Origin of the sequence: Streptomyces sp. NPDC096012 (assembly GCF_040426375.1) — a bacterium.
In the GTDB taxonomy this organism is placed as follows: Bacteria; Actinomycetota; Actinomycetes; order Streptomycetales; family Streptomycetaceae; genus Streptomyces.
The window spans coordinates 80105-95907 of sequence record NZ_JBEOTD010000034.1 but is presented as its reverse complement, the minus strand read 5'-3'; the positions used below and the strand labels follow the sequence as shown (position 1 = coordinate 95907).

General features: G+C 71.4%; 16 protein-coding genes. 1 reads left to right on the top strand and 15 read right to left on the bottom strand.

Annotation, left to right across the window (positions count from 1 at the left end; translation table 11 throughout):
* Nucleotides 1-163: 163 nt before the first annotated feature.
* From ABVB68_RS27960 to ABVB68_RS27940, 5 genes are all read right to left on the bottom strand, one after another.
* The gene (locus ABVB68_RS27960; RefSeq protein ID WP_353603929.1) at nucleotides 164-1513 is read right to left on the bottom strand and encodes an AI-2E family transporter; all 1350 of its coding nucleotides are present in this window, start codon (nucleotides 1511-1513) and stop codon (nucleotides 164-166) included.
* 158 nt (nucleotides 1514-1671) lie between these two features.
* Nucleotides 1672-2370, bottom strand: a complete 699-nt coding sequence (locus ABVB68_RS27955) for an aggregation-promoting factor C-terminal-like domain-containing protein (protein WP_353603924.1) — start codon at nucleotides 2368-2370, stop codon at nucleotides 1672-1674.
* A gap of 455 nt (nucleotides 2371-2825) precedes the next feature.
* Complete coding sequence (phoH2, locus tag ABVB68_RS27950; RefSeq protein ID WP_353603923.1) at nucleotides 2826-4151, bottom strand: RNA 5'-3' helicase PhoH2; 1326 nt, start codon at nucleotides 4149-4151, stop codon at nucleotides 2826-2828.
* Between the two features lie 387 nt (nucleotides 4152-4538).
* Nucleotides 4539-5312, bottom strand: a complete 774-nt coding sequence (locus ABVB68_RS27945; protein WP_353603922.1) for an isoprenyl transferase — start codon at nucleotides 5310-5312, stop codon at nucleotides 4539-4541.
* Between the two features lie 749 nt (nucleotides 5313-6061).
* On the bottom strand, nucleotides 6062-6847 hold the full coding sequence (locus ABVB68_RS27940) for a class I SAM-dependent methyltransferase (RefSeq protein WP_353603921.1): 786 nt from the start codon (nucleotides 6845-6847) through the stop codon (nucleotides 6062-6064).
* 253 nt (nucleotides 6848-7100) lie between these two features.
* Between ABVB68_RS27940 and ABVB68_RS27935 the strand changes: the two genes are divergently transcribed.
* A complete protein-coding gene (locus tag ABVB68_RS27935) occupies nucleotides 7101-7478 on the top strand; it encodes a DUF192 domain-containing protein (protein ID WP_353603920.1) in 378 nt (125 codons plus the stop codon).
* 157 nt (nucleotides 7479-7635) lie between these two features.
* Here the strand turns inward: ABVB68_RS27935 and ABVB68_RS27930 are convergent, their stop codons facing one another.
* From ABVB68_RS27930 to ABVB68_RS27885, 10 genes are all read right to left on the bottom strand, one after another.
* Nucleotides 7636-8268: an OmpA family protein gene (locus ABVB68_RS27930; protein WP_353603919.1), complete on the bottom strand. Its 633-nt coding sequence runs from the start codon at nucleotides 8266-8268 to the stop codon at nucleotides 7636-7638.
* Between the two features lie 7 nt (nucleotides 8269-8275).
* Entirely contained in the window at nucleotides 8276-8851 is a 576-nt protein-coding gene (locus ABVB68_RS27925; protein WP_353603928.1) for a hypothetical protein, read from the bottom strand.
* Between the two features lie 33 nt (nucleotides 8852-8884).
* Nucleotides 8885-9463, bottom strand: coding sequence for a pilus assembly protein TadG-related protein (locus ABVB68_RS27920; protein WP_353603927.1), 579 nt, complete (start codon nucleotides 9461-9463; stop codon nucleotides 8885-8887).
* Complete coding sequence (locus ABVB68_RS27915) at nucleotides 9460-9657, bottom strand: Flp family type IVb pilin (RefSeq protein ID WP_353603918.1); 198 nt, start codon at nucleotides 9655-9657, stop codon at nucleotides 9460-9462. Before ABVB68_RS27915 ends, ABVB68_RS27920 begins: the two co-directional genes overlap by 4 nt.
* 125 nt (nucleotides 9658-9782) lie before the next feature.
* A complete protein-coding gene (locus ABVB68_RS27910) occupies nucleotides 9783-10541 on the bottom strand; it encodes a response regulator (RefSeq protein ID WP_353603917.1) in 759 nt (252 codons plus the stop codon).
* A gap of 12 nt (nucleotides 10542-10553) precedes the next feature.
* Entirely contained in the window at nucleotides 10554-11846 is a 1293-nt protein-coding gene (locus ABVB68_RS27905; RefSeq protein WP_353603916.1) for a sensor histidine kinase, read from the bottom strand.
* 312 nt (nucleotides 11847-12158) lie between these two features.
* Nucleotides 12159-13052 (bottom strand): DUF5936 domain-containing protein, encoded by an 894-nt coding sequence (locus ABVB68_RS27900; protein ID WP_353603915.1) that lies wholly within the window; start codon nucleotides 13050-13052, stop codon nucleotides 12159-12161.
* Between the two features lie 15 nt (nucleotides 13053-13067).
* Nucleotides 13068-14012: a type II secretion system F family protein gene (locus tag ABVB68_RS27895; RefSeq protein ID WP_353603914.1), complete on the bottom strand. Its 945-nt coding sequence runs from the start codon at nucleotides 14010-14012 to the stop codon at nucleotides 13068-13070.
* A gap of 8 nt (nucleotides 14013-14020) precedes the next feature.
* Nucleotides 14021-15358 (bottom strand): TadA family conjugal transfer-associated ATPase, encoded by a 1338-nt coding sequence (locus tag ABVB68_RS27890; protein WP_353603913.1) that lies wholly within the window; start codon nucleotides 15356-15358, stop codon nucleotides 14021-14023.
* A complete protein-coding gene (locus ABVB68_RS27885; protein WP_353603912.1) occupies nucleotides 15355-15690 on the bottom strand; it encodes a TadE/TadG family type IV pilus assembly protein in 336 nt (111 codons plus the stop codon). Before ABVB68_RS27885 ends, ABVB68_RS27890 begins: the two co-directional genes overlap by 4 nt.
* Nucleotides 15691-15803 lie beyond the last annotated feature (113 nt).

The following is a 15803-nucleotide window of genomic DNA, read 5'->3' as shown; positions in this document are numbered from 1 at the left end:
CACCGTGGGGGTATGGGCCGAGTGGGCCGAGTAACCCGCCACGTCGTACGACGGCCCCCGCCCACCATCGTTGGTGGGCGGGGGCCGTCGTATGCCGCTGCCCGGGCGGGGCCGGGCGTGTGCCGCCGACCGGGCGGGGCCTTCTGCGCCGGGGTGCGGCGGGTCAGGCCACCGGCTCGGTGCCGGGCTCGACCGGTTCCCCGGTGCCCGGCGGGTCCGGTTCCTGGGCGCCGGTGGGCGCGATCTCGGGCTCCGCCGGGGGCACGCCGCCGTTCGCGTCCGCCTCCTCGGAGTACCGGCGCAGATATCCCACCACCGTGTTCGTCACCGCCACCAGCGGTACGGCCACCACCGCGCCGCCGATGCCGGCCACCATGCCGCCGGCCGCGACCGTCAGCACGACCGCCAGCGGGTGGACGCGGACCGCGCGGCCGAGGATGAACGGCTGCAGGACGTGACCCTCGATCTGCTGGACGGCGAGGACCACCACGAGCGTCATGAGCGCCGTGAAGACGCCCTGGGTGACGAGCGCCACGATCACCGCGAGCGCGCCGGAGGCGACCGCGCCGACCAGCGGGATGAAGGAGAACAGGAAGATGAACACGGCCAGCGGGACGGCCATCGGCACGTCGAGGAAGTAGATGCCGATGCCGATGAAGATGGCGTCGATGAGGGCGACCAGGACCGTACCGCGGACGTAGGCGGTCAGGGTGCGCCAGGCGCGCGGGCCGGCGCCGGCCACGCCCGGTCGGGCGGCGGAGGGCACCAGCTTCAGGAACCACTGCCAGATGCGCTCGCCGTCGTAGAGCAGGAACAGCGTCGAGAAGAACACCAGCAGCACGCCGGTGAGCGCCTCGACGATGACCTGAACGCCTTCCAGGCCCGCGGACGTTATCTGGTCGGTGTTGGCCCCGATCGCCTCGCGCAGGTTCTTGGCGATCTGGTTGATCTGCTTGTCGGTGACGTGGAAGGGGCTCTTCAGCAGCCAGTTGCGCAGGTCGTCGATGCCGTTCTGGATCTGGTTGGAGAGCGTGTCGATGTTCTCCATGACCTGCCAGGTCACGAACCAGCCCATCAGGCCGATGACGACGAAGCCGCTGATGGCGGTAAGCGCGGTGGCCGGTCCGCGCGGCACCCCGCGCCGGGTGAGCCGGGCGACCGTCGGCTGCAGCAGCGCGGTCACCAGCAGGGCGATGACGAAGGCGAACACCACCAGCTGGACGGCGCTGATGACCCGCATCAGCACCCAGACCGTGCCGGCGAGGACGAGCAGGCGCCAGCCGGCCTCGGCCGCGACCCGGACGCCCCAGGGCACCGCCCCGGCGGGGTCGGGCCGGGGGCCGGCCGGCCGTGCGGGCCGGCGGGCGGGCGGCGGGTCCGCGGCGGGGGGCTTCGCGGCCCGTGCGGGCTCGGCGCTCTCCTTCTCCACCTCGGCACGGCGCTCGTTCAGACGCTCGCTCATCTCGGTGAGACCGGCTCCGAGCCGGCCGAGCCACCCTGGCACTCGCGACATCATCCGTCCTCTTCCCCCGCGTCCCCGGGTGCTGGCCACCACTCCCCCCGGGAGTCGTTCGAGTACGACCGTACAGGGCGAAAGCCCCTCCCCCTAGGATGGGGAGGGGCTGCGCGAGGGTTGAGCGGGGACCGGCCGGATCCGTACCGGTGGTCTGCCTAGTACCAGTGGTTGGCCTGCCAGAACGACCAGGCGGCACAGGGGCTGCCGTACCGGGAGCTGTTCATGTAGCCGAGGCCCCACTTGATCTGGGTGGCCGGGTTGGTCTGCCAGTCGGCGCCGGCGGACGACATCTTGGACCCCGGCAGGGCCTGGAAGAGGCCATAGGCGCCGGAGGAGGCGTTGACCGCCCGGTAGTTCCAGCTGGACTCGTGGTCCACGATGTTGCTGAAGCACTGGAACTGGTCGGCGGGCACGATCTGACGCGCCATCGCCTGGATCTGCGCGACGGTGTAGCTGCCCTGCACCGGGAAGCTGGAGGTGTCACGGGTCGAGCGGGTGGTGGCCTCGGACTTCGCCTGGGCGCGCTCCTTGGCCTCCTTGGCGGCCTTCTCCGCGTCCGCCTTCTTCGCGATGGCGGTCTCGGCGGCTGCCTTGCGGGCCGATTCCTCGGCGTCCTTCTTCGCGCTCGCGTCCGCGGCGATGGCCTGGACGTCGGCCTGGTGCGTCAGGGACGCGGTCTGCACCTGCGCCTGCTGACCCGCGGGTATGTCCGCGAGGAGCGTGGTGTCGGCGGCCGTCGGCTCGGCGTCGTTGTTCTGCGCGACGCTGCCCGAGGCAACTCCGACGACGCTTCCGACGGCGGTGACCGCGGTGGCCGAGGCCACTGCGAATCCCCGGACCGAAATCCGGCTCACACGGTTTCCTTCCAGCATCGCCCGCTTCGGTGACCCTGGCGGACGCAATCGTGCCCCTGAACACTGGCCTCCCAACTGCGGGGTCACGGGAGGCACGGGCCCGGTGGGCAACTCCCCCGAGGGGAGCGCCACATGGTGCGCGGGCGGCATACGGCGACGATATGGAGTTGGTGGTGCTGCTGTGGTGCCGTACCGCTGGGGGTACACGTGTGCCGTATGCGAGGCCTGACAGGACTGAGACTCTGCCGTAACCCGGCACCGGCCCGCAATTCCGAGTTGCGTGTGAAAGCTCACATCCCGTTTCGGCCCAGTGGTTTCAGGAAACCGCCACACGCGAAGACGCCGCCCGGCTAGGCTCCTGTGCCTTTGCCGGACGGCGTCAACTGGCCTTGCTCCGATATCCCCTTGGATGCGCTCGGATGCCCCGAGATACGCCTGGAAGCTCTCAGAGGCCCTTAGATATGGCCTTCTTCGAGCATTTCGGTCACAAGGGCGGCGATCTGGGACCTCTCCGAGCGGGTCAGCGTGACGTGCGCGAAGAGCGGATGCCCCTTCAGCTTCTCCACGACGGCCACCACGCCGTCGTAGCGGCCGACGCGCAGATTGTCCCGCTGTGCCACGTCGTGGGTCAGAACGACCCGCGAGTTGGCGCCGATCCGGGAGAGAACGGTCAGCAGGACGTTCCGTTCGAGGGACTGCGCCTCGTCCACGATCACGAACGCGTCATGCAGCGAGCGGCCGCGGATGTGGGTGAGCGGAAGGACCTCCAGCATCCCGCGCGCGGTGACCTCCTCGATGACCTCGCGGCTGGTGACCGCCGAGAGCGTGTCGAAGACGGCCTGCGCCCACGGGCTCATCTTCTCCGCCTCGGAGCCCGGCAGATAGCCCAGCTCCTGTCCGCCGACCGCGTACAGCGGGCGGAAGACCATCACCTTCTGGTGCTGGCGGCGCTCCAGGACCGCTTCCAGACCCGCGCACAGCGCCAGCGCCGACTTGCCGGTGCCGGCCCGGCCGCCCATGGAGAGGATGCCGACGTCCGGGTCGAGCAGCAGGTCGAGCGCGATGCGCTGCTCGGCGCTGCGGCCCTTGATGCCGAACGCCTCCCGGTCACCGCGCACCAGGCGGACATTGCCGTCGGTGGAGATCCTGCCGAGCGCCTTGCCGCGCTCGGACTGGATGGTCAGGCCGGTGTGCACGGGGAGGTCGGCGGCCTCCGGGACGTACACGTGCCCTTCCTCGAAGAGGATGTCCACCTGCTCGCCGGAGAGTGTCAGTTCCGACATCCCGGTCCAGCCGGAGTTCTCCGTGATGGCGAGTTCGGCCCGGTACTCCTCGGCCAGCAGGCCGACGGACGAGGCCTTGATCCGCAGCGGCAGATCCTTCGACACGACGGTGACGTCGAACCCCTCGGCCTGCAGGTTGCGGGCCACCGCGAGGATGCGGGAGTCGTTGTCCCCCAGGCGATAGCCGGTGGGCAGCACGCTGGGGTCCGAGTGGTTGAGCTCGACACGGACGGTGCCGCCGAGTTCCCCGATCGGGATGGGGGCGTCGAGGCGTCCGAATTTCACCCGGTAGTCGTCCAGCAGGCGCAGGGCCTGGCGGGCGAAGTAGCCGAGCTCCGGATGGTGCCTCTTGGCCTCCAGCTCCGTGACCACCACGATGGGAAGCACGACCTCGTGCTCGTCGAATCGGGTCAGGGCGTTCGGGTCGGCCAGCAGGACGCTGGTGTCGAGAACATAGGTGCGCCGGTCTGGCTTGTGGCGCTTTGTGCTGGTCACCACGGAAGGACGTACCCCCTCGGATGAGGTCGGGGAGCGACGAAGTGGAAGCCGGGCCGGGAGGATGGGTTCGATGCGGCCGGTTTCCGGCCCCCGCGCAGGGCGGGCCGGATACCGGCCCTCCGCGGCTGCTTCCGTGCAGTGACCGCACGATCGGGCTGGTGCAAAGGGCCTCCCGGGCGGACGGCCCCGTGCCGTCCGCTGAGATACGACGCCCGTGGTTCGGGTGTCGACCTGCTTGGCTTATGCCCTCGAACATGCGCCGCCATGCAGATACAGCCAACAGCGCGACGGTGAATACCTTGTTACTTCCATCCGAACCGGGGTATACGGGCAGCCCCGTCACCGGCGGTGACGGGGTGCCGCGGCGCGGTGTGGCGTGAGGCTCTCTCAGCCGCCGTAGCGGCGGTGACGTGCGGCGTAGTCGCGCAGGGCGCGCAGGAAGTCGACCTTGCGGAAGGCCGGCCAGAAGACGTCGCAGAAGTAGTACTCGGAGTGCGCGGTCTGCCAGAGCATGAATCCGGACAAACGCTGTTCGCCGCTGGTGCGGATCACCAGGTCCGGGTCGGGCTGGTCCCCCGTGTAGAGGTGACGGCCGATCATGTCGATGTCCACGGTCTCGGCGAGCCGGACCATCGGTACGCCCTTGTCGTGGGCGTCGAGCAGCATGGAGCGCACGGCGTCGGCGATCTCCTGCCGGCCGCCGTACCCGATGGCCACGTTGACCACTATCCCGTCCACGTGCGCGGTGGCGTCCTCGGCCTCCTTCAGCGCCGTCTGCATCTGCGCGGGCAGCAGGTCCCGTGTCCCGGCGTGGCGCACCCGCCAGCGGCCGTCGGCGCCCAGGGTGCGGACGACGTCCTCGATGATGCCCAGCAGCGGGACGAGCTCCTCCTGCGGACGCTCGAAGTTGTCCGTGGACAGCAGCCACAGGGTGACGACCTCGACCTCGGTCTCGCTGCACCAGCCGAGGAACTCCTCGATCTTCTCGGCGCCGGCCCGGTGGCCGTGTACGGCGGTGGAGCCGGACGCCTTCGCCCAGCGGCGGTTGCCGTCCATGATGACGCCGATGTGCTTGGGCACCTGAGCGTGGTCCAGGTGGCCTTCCACCCGGCGCGCGTACAGCCTGACGAGCAGGCCGCGCAGCTTGTCGCGCAGGTTCACGTGGCCCTCCGGTGGGTTGGTGCGGGGGTACGGGCTGCCGGAGCCGTCGAGCCTACCCCTGCTGAAGGCCTGATTCCGGTTCGGGGTTCGCGCACGGGGCCGCCGGTGTGGACCCTGCGCCCCCGCGCCCCCGCATCCGCGTGCCACCGCGCCGGCACGTCCCCGGCGTGGGGACCTCGCCCGTCACCGAGGACGCTTTCCCGGCGCCCGGCGGTTCCCGACAAAAAAACGGGCCGGTCCGTGGGGGGGAGACGGACCGGCCCGAGGGGGGGTTTCCACCATAACCCTTCGTGAGGGACGGCGGGGGCATCGACGGGCCACAACTACTCTCCGAAGTCGCCCAGCGACGCCGCGGTGAGCGCGGAACACTGGATTCCGGGGTGTTCCATGGCCGATTCACAGCCGAATCACAGGGGAATGCGGGCGGTTATGAACACAATCGGAGGTTTTGTGTCGCCCTGGGGACGCTTCGGCGAGTTGTCCGAGGATCCCTCCGATGGGCTACCCCGTCGCGAATGGTGACTTGACCGTTCCGCTCCGCCACACGGCGTGCACAGTGCTGCTTCTTCGGCACCGCGCAGCCCCCTCCACTGCGCGGTACCGCACGCGCAGCTTTGCTGACGCGAATTACCTTGGTCTGAACTTACGTGACGGGTGTGGCGGATGTGAACCCGACTCGATAACGATGTGGAAACCGCAGGGGAACGCGAGGTGAACGACGCCCGGTTTCTCCCGTTACGCCCTTGCGGTCAGCGGGCCGGCTTGCGGATGTCGAAGAGGTGCCGGCTGCAGTGGGCGACGAAGCGGCCCTCCCTCTCGATGCGCTCGTGCAGCGCGCGCAGTTGTGGCTCGTACGCCTCGACGGTGAAGCCGGGGACCATCCAGACGACCTTGCGCAGGAAGTGGACGACCGCGCCGACGTCGTGGAACTCCATCGGCAGCCGCTCGGCCCGCAGGGCGGCCACCTCGAGGCCCGCCGCCTCGGCGCCGGCCCGCTCACGCTCGGGGTCACGGACGGCGCGCACCTCCTCCGGCTGCGGGCCGAGGAAGTGTTCGACCAGCTCGAAGACGCTGGCCGGCCCCACGTGCTGGGCGAAATACGTGCCGCCGGGCCGCAGCACCCGGGCGATCTCGTCCCAGTACGGGCGCACCGGGTGCCGGCTGAGCACCAGGTCGAACGCCTCGTCGGTGAACGGCAGCGGTGCGTCGTCCCGGGCGGCGACGACCACCACACCGCGGGGCCGCAGCAGTGCGGTGGCCTTGGCGACGTTCGGCGGCCAGCCCTCCGTGGCGGCGACCGCCGCCGGCCGGGCCGGCTCCGCCCGGCCCAGCGCGAAGTCCAGCACCTCGCCACCGCCGGTCTGGATGTCGAGGGCGGCCTGCGCACGGGCCAGCCGCTCCCCCGCCGACCGGGCGTATCCCCACGAGGGCCGAGCCTCGGTGGCCCGCCCCTCGAACCAGGAGAAGTCCCACCCTTCGGTGGGCACGGCGGAGCCCTCGGCCACGAGGTCTTCGAAGGGCCGGTTCGCTGTCATGGCGCCCATGATCGCAGGAGGTGCCGGCGGGTTCAGCTGGTTTTCGCCCGCCCGACGACCTGCTTCGCGGCGGAGAGGAACACACCGCACCCGAGCCCGGACCGGTACCGGGAGGCCGTGCTCACGAGGAAGCCGGGGCGGAACACTGCACCGAGTCGAGTCATGTCCGCCTTGCCGACGGGGAGGACGTGATGAGGGCAACGTGTACGTGGACACGCCGTGTTGGCGGTGAGGCGACGAGGGAGGACCGGCGATGGGACGGCGAGGGCGCTGGCGGGACGGGCGAGGAGAGCTGGTCGTGTGGGGGGCCTTGGGGGGCGCGGCGGCCGCAACCGTCCCGCTGGAGGTTGCGGCGTCCTACCGGGCGCGGACCCGAGGGCTGCTGGGCCGGGACTCGGTCGAGGGGGCGATGCTCCTGTCACCGGCGAGCGGGGTGCACACGTTCCGGATGCGGATGCCGATCGACGTCGCCTACCTGGACCGCCGGCTGACGGTCGTCGCCGTCCGCACGATGAAGCCGGGCCGGCTGGGCCTGCCCCGCCCGCGGGCCCGGCACGTGCTGGAGGCGGAGGCCGGGGCGATGGCGGGGTGGGGGCTGCGGGTGGGCGCGCGGGTGGAGGTATGGGTGTAGGTGCCCGCGCCACGGCGCCGGGTCCGGGGTCCCGGGGGGCGGAGGGCGCCCCCGGGCCACGACGCCGGGTCCGGGGTCCCGAGGGACGGAGGGCACCCCAGGGCCACGACGCCGGCTCCGGGGTCCCGAGGGACGGAGGGCGCCCCGGGGCCACGGCTCACCCCCGGGTTCGGGGGAAGGAGACCTCCACCCGGCGGTTCTTCTTCCGGCCCGCCTCGGTGGAGTTGTCGGCGATCGGGTACTGCTCGCCGTAGCCGCGGACCTCGAAGGTGATGCCGGAGTCGTTCAGGTCCTGGTCCAGGACGGCCTGGACGGCGTTGGCGCGCTGCCTGGACAGCACGTCGCCGTGGGCGGAGGAGCCGAGGTCGTCGGTGAAGCCGAAGACGCGGACCTGGGTGGAGTTCTGCTTCCTGATCTCTTCGGCGATGACCTCGATACGGGCCTTCGCCGCCGCACCGAGCTTGGCGCTGTCCTTGCCGAACAGCACCTCGGCCTGCAGGGCGAAGGTGACGTCGGCGTTCGTGTCCTCCCTGCGCTCTTCCCCGCTCTGGTCCTCCACGACCGACTTGATGTCCAGCACCTTGGGCTCCGCCAGCGTGGCGCCCTCGGGCAGCTTCAGGTCCGGGTCGGTGGGGTCGACCTTCACGGGCGCGGTGGCGGAGGGTTCGGTGCCGGGGGGTTCGCTGGGGCCGGTGTCGTCGGCGCGCGCCGAGGCCGCCGCCTGAAGATTCGCCGCGAGCAGCAGGGCGGCCGCCGAGAGGACGAGAGCGAGGCGCGGAGTGGTGGTCACGTCGGCCTCACCCGGAGATCTTGATGCCGGCGGAGGCGAATGTCGGCAACTGGAACTCCACCTCGCTCGTGTTGGCGGGGGGCGCCGGGAACTGCATGAACACCGCCAGGCTGTCACCGGCCTTGAGCGTCGAGAAGCCGGTGGTGGTCAACGGGCGGCCCTCTGTGTCGCGCAGCACGTAGTACCGCTTCTTGCCCTGCGGATCGACGAGGGTGGCTCCGCCCAGGGACGTCCCGTTCCTGATGATCTCGGTCTCATTGCCGCTCAAGGCCGAGGGGACGAGGAGACTCTTGGCCCCGTCGTTCTTCAGGACGCCGTTCACCGTGAGGAAGCCGCCGGAATCACGTTGTGCGGAGGTGATCTGGAGGAGTAGGCCCTCAGAGCCCTTCAGTTCGGCCAAGGGCGTGTCCGACTGCCCCTCCTGGGCACTGGGGTCCGAGTGGCCGGCCGTGGAAGCGCTACGGTGCGGCTTCTTGTCGTCGCCGGCACCTCCCCCGCATCCCGCCACGCCGACGGCCAGACCAACCGCAACGGTCAAAGCGATCATCCCTCCGCGGGCCTTCGCAGTGGTCCGAATGCTCATCGCTCTGCTTCCCTTTTCCATCGCGTTCGCTTGTCAGTCGGCCAGGTGGACGTCGAAGAGGTCACTGGGTGTCGGGAGTGCCGACGGATCGTCCGGCTCAAGGTCCCACACCTTGTCCCGGCAGGAGAGTTGGGGCAGCGGGTGGTCCGCGAGGCCTTCGGCAGGGGGCTTGCACAGCGGCTCGATCACGGCACGGGCACGAGCCGTCGACTGGACGCCCTCGATGCCGGGGACCACGGAGTCTCCGACCCTCTTGTCGGTCCTGACCTCGACGCTGTAGGCGAGCAGGTCCGGATTGCAGCTACGAACCTCAGCGTAGTTCTGGACGGCCAGCTGATCGGCACGCCAGCAGAAGTCACCGGCCCCGGCTCCGTCGAATATGGCCTGCCATTTGGTGGGATCGCGTACGGCTGCCACCCACATTCCCGCCAGTTGGTCTCGGGCGTCCTGAGCCGCCGCGAGCGCCGCGGCATCCGCGGCGGTCTGGGCGCCCCCCCTGTTCACTGCGGCCTGTCCGACGGCAAGGTAGGCCAGCGCAAGAAAGAGCAGGCCCGCCACCACGGTGATGTAGATGGGGAAGGCCTGCCCGGCGTCGCGAAGTGGAGGCGTCAGCCGCCGGTGACCTCCGTGATCTTCGTCCTGATCGCGTCGAAGATCGTCTGCCCGATGCTCGTACCCGTGATCGCCAGCACGATCGCCACGACCACCGCGATGATGCCGAGGTACTCCACCGCGGTCTGCCCCCGGTCGCCCCGGGCGGCACGGGTCTGCAGATACGCCACGGTGGTGTGGAACCACTTGCTCATGGTCTTCCCCTCCAGCTTCGCCTCGGATCCGGGAAATGTACGGTGCCGGGCGCCGGCCGCCCAAGGGCCCCAGGGCCCAACTCCGGACCCAGGCGCGGGGGCCGGTGCCCACCCCGGTCGTCATCTCAGGCCACCCCCAGCCACTTGGCGGTCGCCTGGGACCTCGTCGTGCTGTGGAGCTTGGCGAAGATGCGGTTGATGTGGTTCTTGACCGTCTTCTCGCTGATGAAGCAGGCGGCGGCGATCTGATGGTTGGTCATGCCGGACGCGATGAGGTCCATGATCTCCGCCTCCCTCGCACTCAGCCGAAACCGTGAACGGGAGGATTCTCCCACAGACGATTGCGACTGCGAAAGAGTTTCGACAGTCGTTCCCGTTGCAGGAGAAGAGAGTTGCTGACCTGTGTGTGCAGGTGCACCGCTCTGCAGTTCGGTCAGGAGTGCCTTCGCCGCGCCCGGTGTCACATGCGGCCGGCCCTCCCTGACGTCCCGTACCGCCCGTACCAGCTGCTCCGTCGTGAACTCGCCGTGCACCAGGTATCCCCCCGCTCCCAGCCGCAGCGCCTCCCGCACCGTCTCCGTCTCGTGGCTGTAGGTGAGCATCATGACCGGGGCGAGCCGCACCAGGTGCGGCAATGCCGAGATTCCGTCGACACCGGGCATGCGGACGTCGAGGAGGATGACGTCGGGCCGGTGTTCGAGTGCGGCCTCGTAGGCCTCGCGGCCGTCCGCCGCCTGGGCCACCACCGTGGTGTCGGCGCGACCCGTGAGCAGGGCGGTCAGGCCCGCGCGGACCACGGGGTTGTCGTCGGCGACCAGCAACCGCAGGGGCGGGGCCGCGGGCGTGGACGGCGGGAAGTCCGGCCGGGATCGGATGTGCCGCATCGGTGCCTCCTCTCAGGCTTCCCGGTGAACCCGGTCCGTGGGGCCGGCGGGCGCCCCGGGGTCCGGGGGGTGCAGGGCGGTCGGCGGGAGTTCCAGCCGCACCTCCGTCCCCCGTGCGTGGCCGCCCCGGCCCACCCGGATGCGGGCACCGGTCTGTGCGGCTCGTTCGACCATGCCGACCAGGCCGAAGTGGCCCGCCGCGCGCAGCCGTTCGAGCGTGGTGGCCGGCGGGAGGCCGGTGCCGTCGTCGTGGATCGTGAGGCGGAGCAGGCCGCCGTGGACCGCGGCGTGTACGTCCACGTGGGTCGCGGACGCGTGCCGGTGGGCGTTCTCCAGCGCCTCCGCGGCGATGGCCAGGACGTGACGGGTCACGGGTGCGGGCAGCGCGGGGAGGTCGGCGGGGTCCGGCCAGTGGCAGGTGACCGGCAGGCCGGTGCGGGCGGTGAATTCCTGGGCCAGGGCGCGCAGTTGCCGCCAGGCGCACATGCCCTGCCGCGCGCCGGGCTGCTCCTGCCGCAGGTCCGTCAGCAGTTCCCGGGACTCCGCCGCCGCTCTGCGTGCCGAGCGGGACACCAGTTCCGCCTGTTCCCTGATCCGGACGGGGTCGGGGGTGCCGGTGGAGGCGGTCGCCGCCAGGCCGTCCGCCGCGAGGGCCACGCCGTACAGCGTCTTGGCCACCGAGTCGTGCATCTCGCGGGCGAGCCTGGCGCGTTCCGCGCTCACCGCCTCCGCGGCCGCGAGGCGCGCCTGGACCGCCGTCAGGGCCTGGGTCGCGGCGCCGAAGCGGAGCATCAGGTTGCGCAGGGTCGAGCCCATGGCGCCGGCGACGACGCACAGGCCGGGCAGGAGCAGGGCCTCGGCGACCGGAGCGTGCCGCCCTGCCTTCAGGGTGGTGTGGACGAGGAGCAGGATCAGCGACTGCAGGGAGGCGAAGCAGGCCGCGCCGCGCCAGCTGTAGACCAGTCCGGCCAGGAGCGGGGTGCAGACGCTGACGTAGGCGAGGGTGGTGTCGGGTCCCGCCGAGATCAGGAGCAGGGAGCCGATGAGGGTGTCGGCGGCGAGCAGGCTGGGGTGGCGCAGCAGCAGCGGGCCGAAGCGCTCCCAGTCGCGGAACAGGACGTAGGACGCCATGAAGGTGACGACGACGGCTCCGCCGACCAGGCGGGCGCCCAGGCCGGGGGCGGCGTTGAGCAGGGCGGCGGGCGCGGCCACGGCGATCATGGCGAGCCGGAACCCGAAGACCTGCCGGCACAGCGCCTGCAGCGCCCGCACCTGGATCTTCTCCGAGGGCTCGTCGGGGACCACTGCCCGGCCCACCTCACTCCCGCGGGGCAACACCGCCCGTCGTGACCCTCCTTCGGCGGCGGAGCCCGCCCGCCGCCCGGGCAGCCCGGCCCCGGCGGAGGACCCCTTCGGCCGCGCCTGTGCTCCGGCCCCGGAGGCTTCTCGGCGCGGGCCGCCCTCGGCGCGAGACGCCCCCCGCCGCCCCTCCCCCTCCTGCCCGCCCCCGGGAAGGCGTACGAGCCACGCGGTGGCCGTTCGCCACCGGCGTTCCCCCACGGACACGCCCCCCGGGCGAGCCCCGTGACCCGTCAGGCCCGTCGCCGCCATGCCCGCTCACTCCCCCGTGAGCGAACCGAAGTCCACCCCGGAGCCCAGCAGCAGGCCGGCGCCCAGGAGGAGCATCGTCGCCGGGACCATGAACGTGGTGATCATCAGCGTGGCCTTGGGCACCGCGCGCGCGGCCTTGCGGCGGGCGTTCTGGGCGTCCGTGCGGCGCATGTCCTTGGCCAGGGAGACGAGGGTGTCCACGATCGGGGCGCCCAGTTCCTCGCCCTGCTGCAGTGCCGTCACGAACATGGCCACCTGCTCGGAGTCGTTGCGCCGGCGCAGTTCCGCGAAGGCCTCCCGGCGGCTCATCCCGAGGTCCATCTGGCGGAGCGTGATGCGCAGTTCGTCGGCCCACGGCCCCTCGTAGCGGGAGGCGACCCGGTCCAGGGCCTGGCGGAAGCCGAGGCCCGCGCTGACCACCACCGCCAGCACGTCCAGGAAGTCGGGCAGGGTGCGCTCGATGACGTCCTTGCGGACCCGGATCGCCGACCAGATGCCGACCTCCGTCCAGAACGCGCCGAACAGCAGCAGGAGCAGGGCCACGAACCACTGGCCGCGCAGCAGGAAGACCAGGAAGCCCACGCCGCCCAGGGCGCCGTAGACCGCGCGCCGGGCCGCGTAGCGGTCGATGGTCAGGCCGCCGGGGTTGCCGGCCAGGTCGATCTTGCGCCGGTACCTGGCGACCAGCCGCGGGCCCATCAGGCGCAGGACGGCCGGGGCGTAGCGCATGCCCATCCGGTCGACGACCGAGCCGACCGCGCCGGTCCGGGAGGCGCCGACCTCCAGGGCCACGGCGAGGTCGCCGGGAAGTCTCGCGTCCGCGCGGTACATGCGGACGCCGGCGAAGACGCCCCAGACGCCGGCGCCCATCAGCAGTGCGAGCAGGAATCCGAGTCCCATGGGGTGCGCACCTCCTCACACGTCGATCCGGCTCAGGCGCCGGATGAGGACGAAGCCGACGGCGTACAGGGCGAACGCGATGATCACGCAGGCCTGGCCGACCGGTGAGCCGGTCATCCGTGCCAGGGCGCCGTCCTTGACGCCGTTCATCAGGAACAGGGCGCCGATGCCGAGGACGGGGACGGCGTACGACGTCATGGTCACCTGGGAGAGCTGGGTGCGGATCTCGCGCCGGGTCTCCTTGCGTTCGTCCAGCGTCTCGGTCAGGTTCCGCAGCGCGGACACCACCTGGCCGCCCGCCCGGTTGGACAGGACGAGGGTGGTCACCAGCACGACCAGTTCGCGGGAGGGGAGGCGGTCGGCGAGTTCACCGAGCGCGTCGTCCAGCGAGTGGCCGATGGCCAACCGGTCGGCCACCCGGCTCAGTTCCTCGCCGGCGGGTGCCTCGAGCTCCTCGGCCGCCATGCCGATCGCGGTGCGCAGGGCGAGGCCGGCCTGGGTGGCGTTGGCCAGGATGCGGGCCAGCTCCGGGAGTTGGTTGATGAAGCGTTCGATGCGTTTCTGCCGCTGCCAGTTGAGGAACTGGACCGCCGCCCAGATGCCGAGAAGCCCCGCGATGGGGCCGAAGAAGGGCGCGAGGGTGGCCTGGCCGATCAGCCAGAGCGCGGCGACCGTGGCGAGCATGTAGACGAAGAACTCGCCCGGCGTGACGTCCAGGCCGGTCGTCGCCAGCCGGCGTTCGAGCCCGCGGCCGAAGCGGGTACGGCGCAGCCGCCGGTCGAGGTCGCGGAAGCGGCGCCTGCGGCCGGTCGCCGGGGCGGCGCCGGTCAGCGCGAGGCGGTCGACCAGGGCGGCGCGCTGGGCCCGGCCCGAGGCGTAGGCGTGCACGCCGGCCACCGCCAGGACGCAGGTCAGCAGCGTCACACCGGTGGTGAGCTGGACGAGGGTGTGCAGTTCCATGGGGTGGCCTACCTGGCTTCTCGGGTGGCGAGCTGGTCCGCGGAGTGGGCGACGCCGAAGGCCTGCGGGATGGGCTGGCTCGCCATGTAGAGGCGGTCGGCGGTGCGGCGGGGCAGCGGGAAGTACTGGAAGGCGCCGTACACCCGGCCGTCCGCCGTCATGGGCTGGGCGTCGAAGCGGGCCACGGTCGCCAGCCGGTACGGTTCGCCGCCGTGGCTGTCGAGCAGCGCGATCTCGGTGATGCGGCGGGCGCCGTCGGCGAACCGGGTCAGCTGGACGAGGACGTCGACCGCGCTGTTGATCTGGTCGTGCAGCGCCACGAAGGGCACCTCGACGTCGGACATGGAGGCGAGGGTCTGCAGCCGGGTGAGGGCGTCCTCGGCGCTGTTGGCGTGCACGGTGGCGAGCGAGCCGTCGTGGCCGGTGGACATGGCCTGGAGCATGTCGAGGGACTCGCCGCCGCGGACCTCGCCGACCACGATCCGGTCGGGGCGCATCCGCAGGGAGTTGCGGACCAGGTCCCGGATGGAGACCTGCCCCTTGCCCTCCACGTTCGGCGGCCGCGACTCCAGGCGGACCACATGGGTCTGCTGGAGCTGGAGTTCGGCGGAGTCCTCGATGGTGATGATGCGCTCGTGCGGCGGGATCAGCCCGGACAGGGCGTTCAGCAGGGTCGTCTTGCCGGTGCCGGTCGCGCCGGAGACGATGATGTTGAACTTCGCCTGCACCAGGCCGGCCAGGAGATACAGCATGTGCTCGTCGAGCGAGCCGAAGCCGATCAGCTCCTGGAGGGTGAAGGAGCGCGGGAAGCGGCGGATGGTCAGGATCGGGCCGGTCAGCGACAGCGGCGGGATGATGACGTTGACGCGCTCGCCGGAGGGGAGGCGGGCGTCCACCATCGGGTTCGACTCGTCGACCCTGCGGTTCACCGTGGAGACGATCCGCTCGATGGTCTGCATCAGCTGGTCGGCGGAGGCGAACCGGAGCGGCAACTGCTCCACCCGGCCGCCGCGTTCCACGAAGATCGCGTCGGGGCCGTTCACCATGATCTCGGTGATCGAGGCGTCCTCCAGGAGCGGTTCCAGGATGCCGAGACCGAGCGCCTCGTCCACGACCCGGCGGATCAGCTGGGCGCGCTCCGCCGTCGACAGCACGGGGCCCTCGCGGCTGATGATGTGCCCGAGCACCCGCTCGAGCCGCGCCCGGCGCTCGGCGGCGGCGAGCGAACTCATCTCCGCGAGGTCGATCTCCTCCAGCAGCTTGGCCCGGTAGGAGGCGACCAGATGCCCGTCCTCGCCCCGGCCGGCCTGCTCCTCGGGAGCGTTGATACGTGCCCGCAGGCTCATGGTCCGCTGCTCCTCGCTCGGTCGTCGCGCGGCATGGTGGCGGTCTTCCGGGCCGGGTCGAAGGACCAGCCGGGCACGATGTGGGGGATGGCCACGGTGGCGGTGACGGTGACCGAGTCGCCGCCGCCGCTCTGCGCGCACGACACCGTGAGGGCGCCGCCGACCGCCTGCGCACACGCCTGCTGGGCCCCCTGCCCCAGGGAGGCCGCCCGTGCCCCGGCCCGGGCCGCCGTACCGGCCTGCTCCGCGGCGTAGGCGACCGCGCCGATCTGGATGGCCGCCATGGCCACGATCAGCAGGATCGGGACGAACCCGAGGTACTCGATGGCCACCTGGCCCGCGTCGCGTCGTGGGCGTCGCAGCCGTTGTGAGCGTCGTGGACGTTGCAGCCCTTGTGAGCGTCGTGGGTGTCGCAGGCATCGTGGGCTTCGTGTGCGCGGCGTTC

Excerpts from the sequence above, each read along its gene's own strand:
- ABVB68_RS27925 (WP_353603928.1), bottom strand. The coding sequence starts at position 8,851 with ATGAGCATTCGGACCACTGCGAAGGCCCGCGGAGGGATGATCGCTTTG.
- ABVB68_RS27960 (WP_353603929.1), bottom strand. The coding sequence starts at position 1,513 with ATGTCGCGAGTGCCAGGGTGGCTCGGCCGGCTCGGAGCCGGTCTCACC.
- ABVB68_RS27895 (WP_353603914.1), bottom strand. The coding sequence starts at position 14,012 with ATGGAACTGCACACCCTCGTCCAGCTCACCACCGGTGTGACGCTGCTG.
- ABVB68_RS27890 (WP_353603913.1), bottom strand. The coding sequence starts at position 15,358 with ATGAGCCTGCGGGCACGTATCAACGCTCCCGAGGAGCAGGCCGGCCGG.
- ABVB68_RS27910 (WP_353603917.1), bottom strand. The coding sequence starts at position 10,541 with ATGCGGCACATCCGATCCCGGCCGGACTTCCCGCCGTCCACGCCCGCG.
- ABVB68_RS27940 (WP_353603921.1), bottom strand. The coding sequence starts at position 6,847 with ATGACAGCGAACCGGCCCTTCGAAGACCTCGTGGCCGAGGGCTCCGCC.
- ABVB68_RS27915 (WP_353603918.1), bottom strand. The coding sequence starts at position 9,657 with ATGAGCAAGTGGTTCCACACCACCGTGGCGTATCTGCAGACCCGTGCC.
- ABVB68_RS27900 (WP_353603915.1), bottom strand. The coding sequence starts at position 13,052 with ATGGGACTCGGATTCCTGCTCGCACTGCTGATGGGCGCCGGCGTCTGG.
- ABVB68_RS27935 (WP_353603920.1), top strand. The coding sequence starts at position 7,101 with ATGGGACGGCGAGGGCGCTGGCGGGACGGGCGAGGAGAGCTGGTCGTG.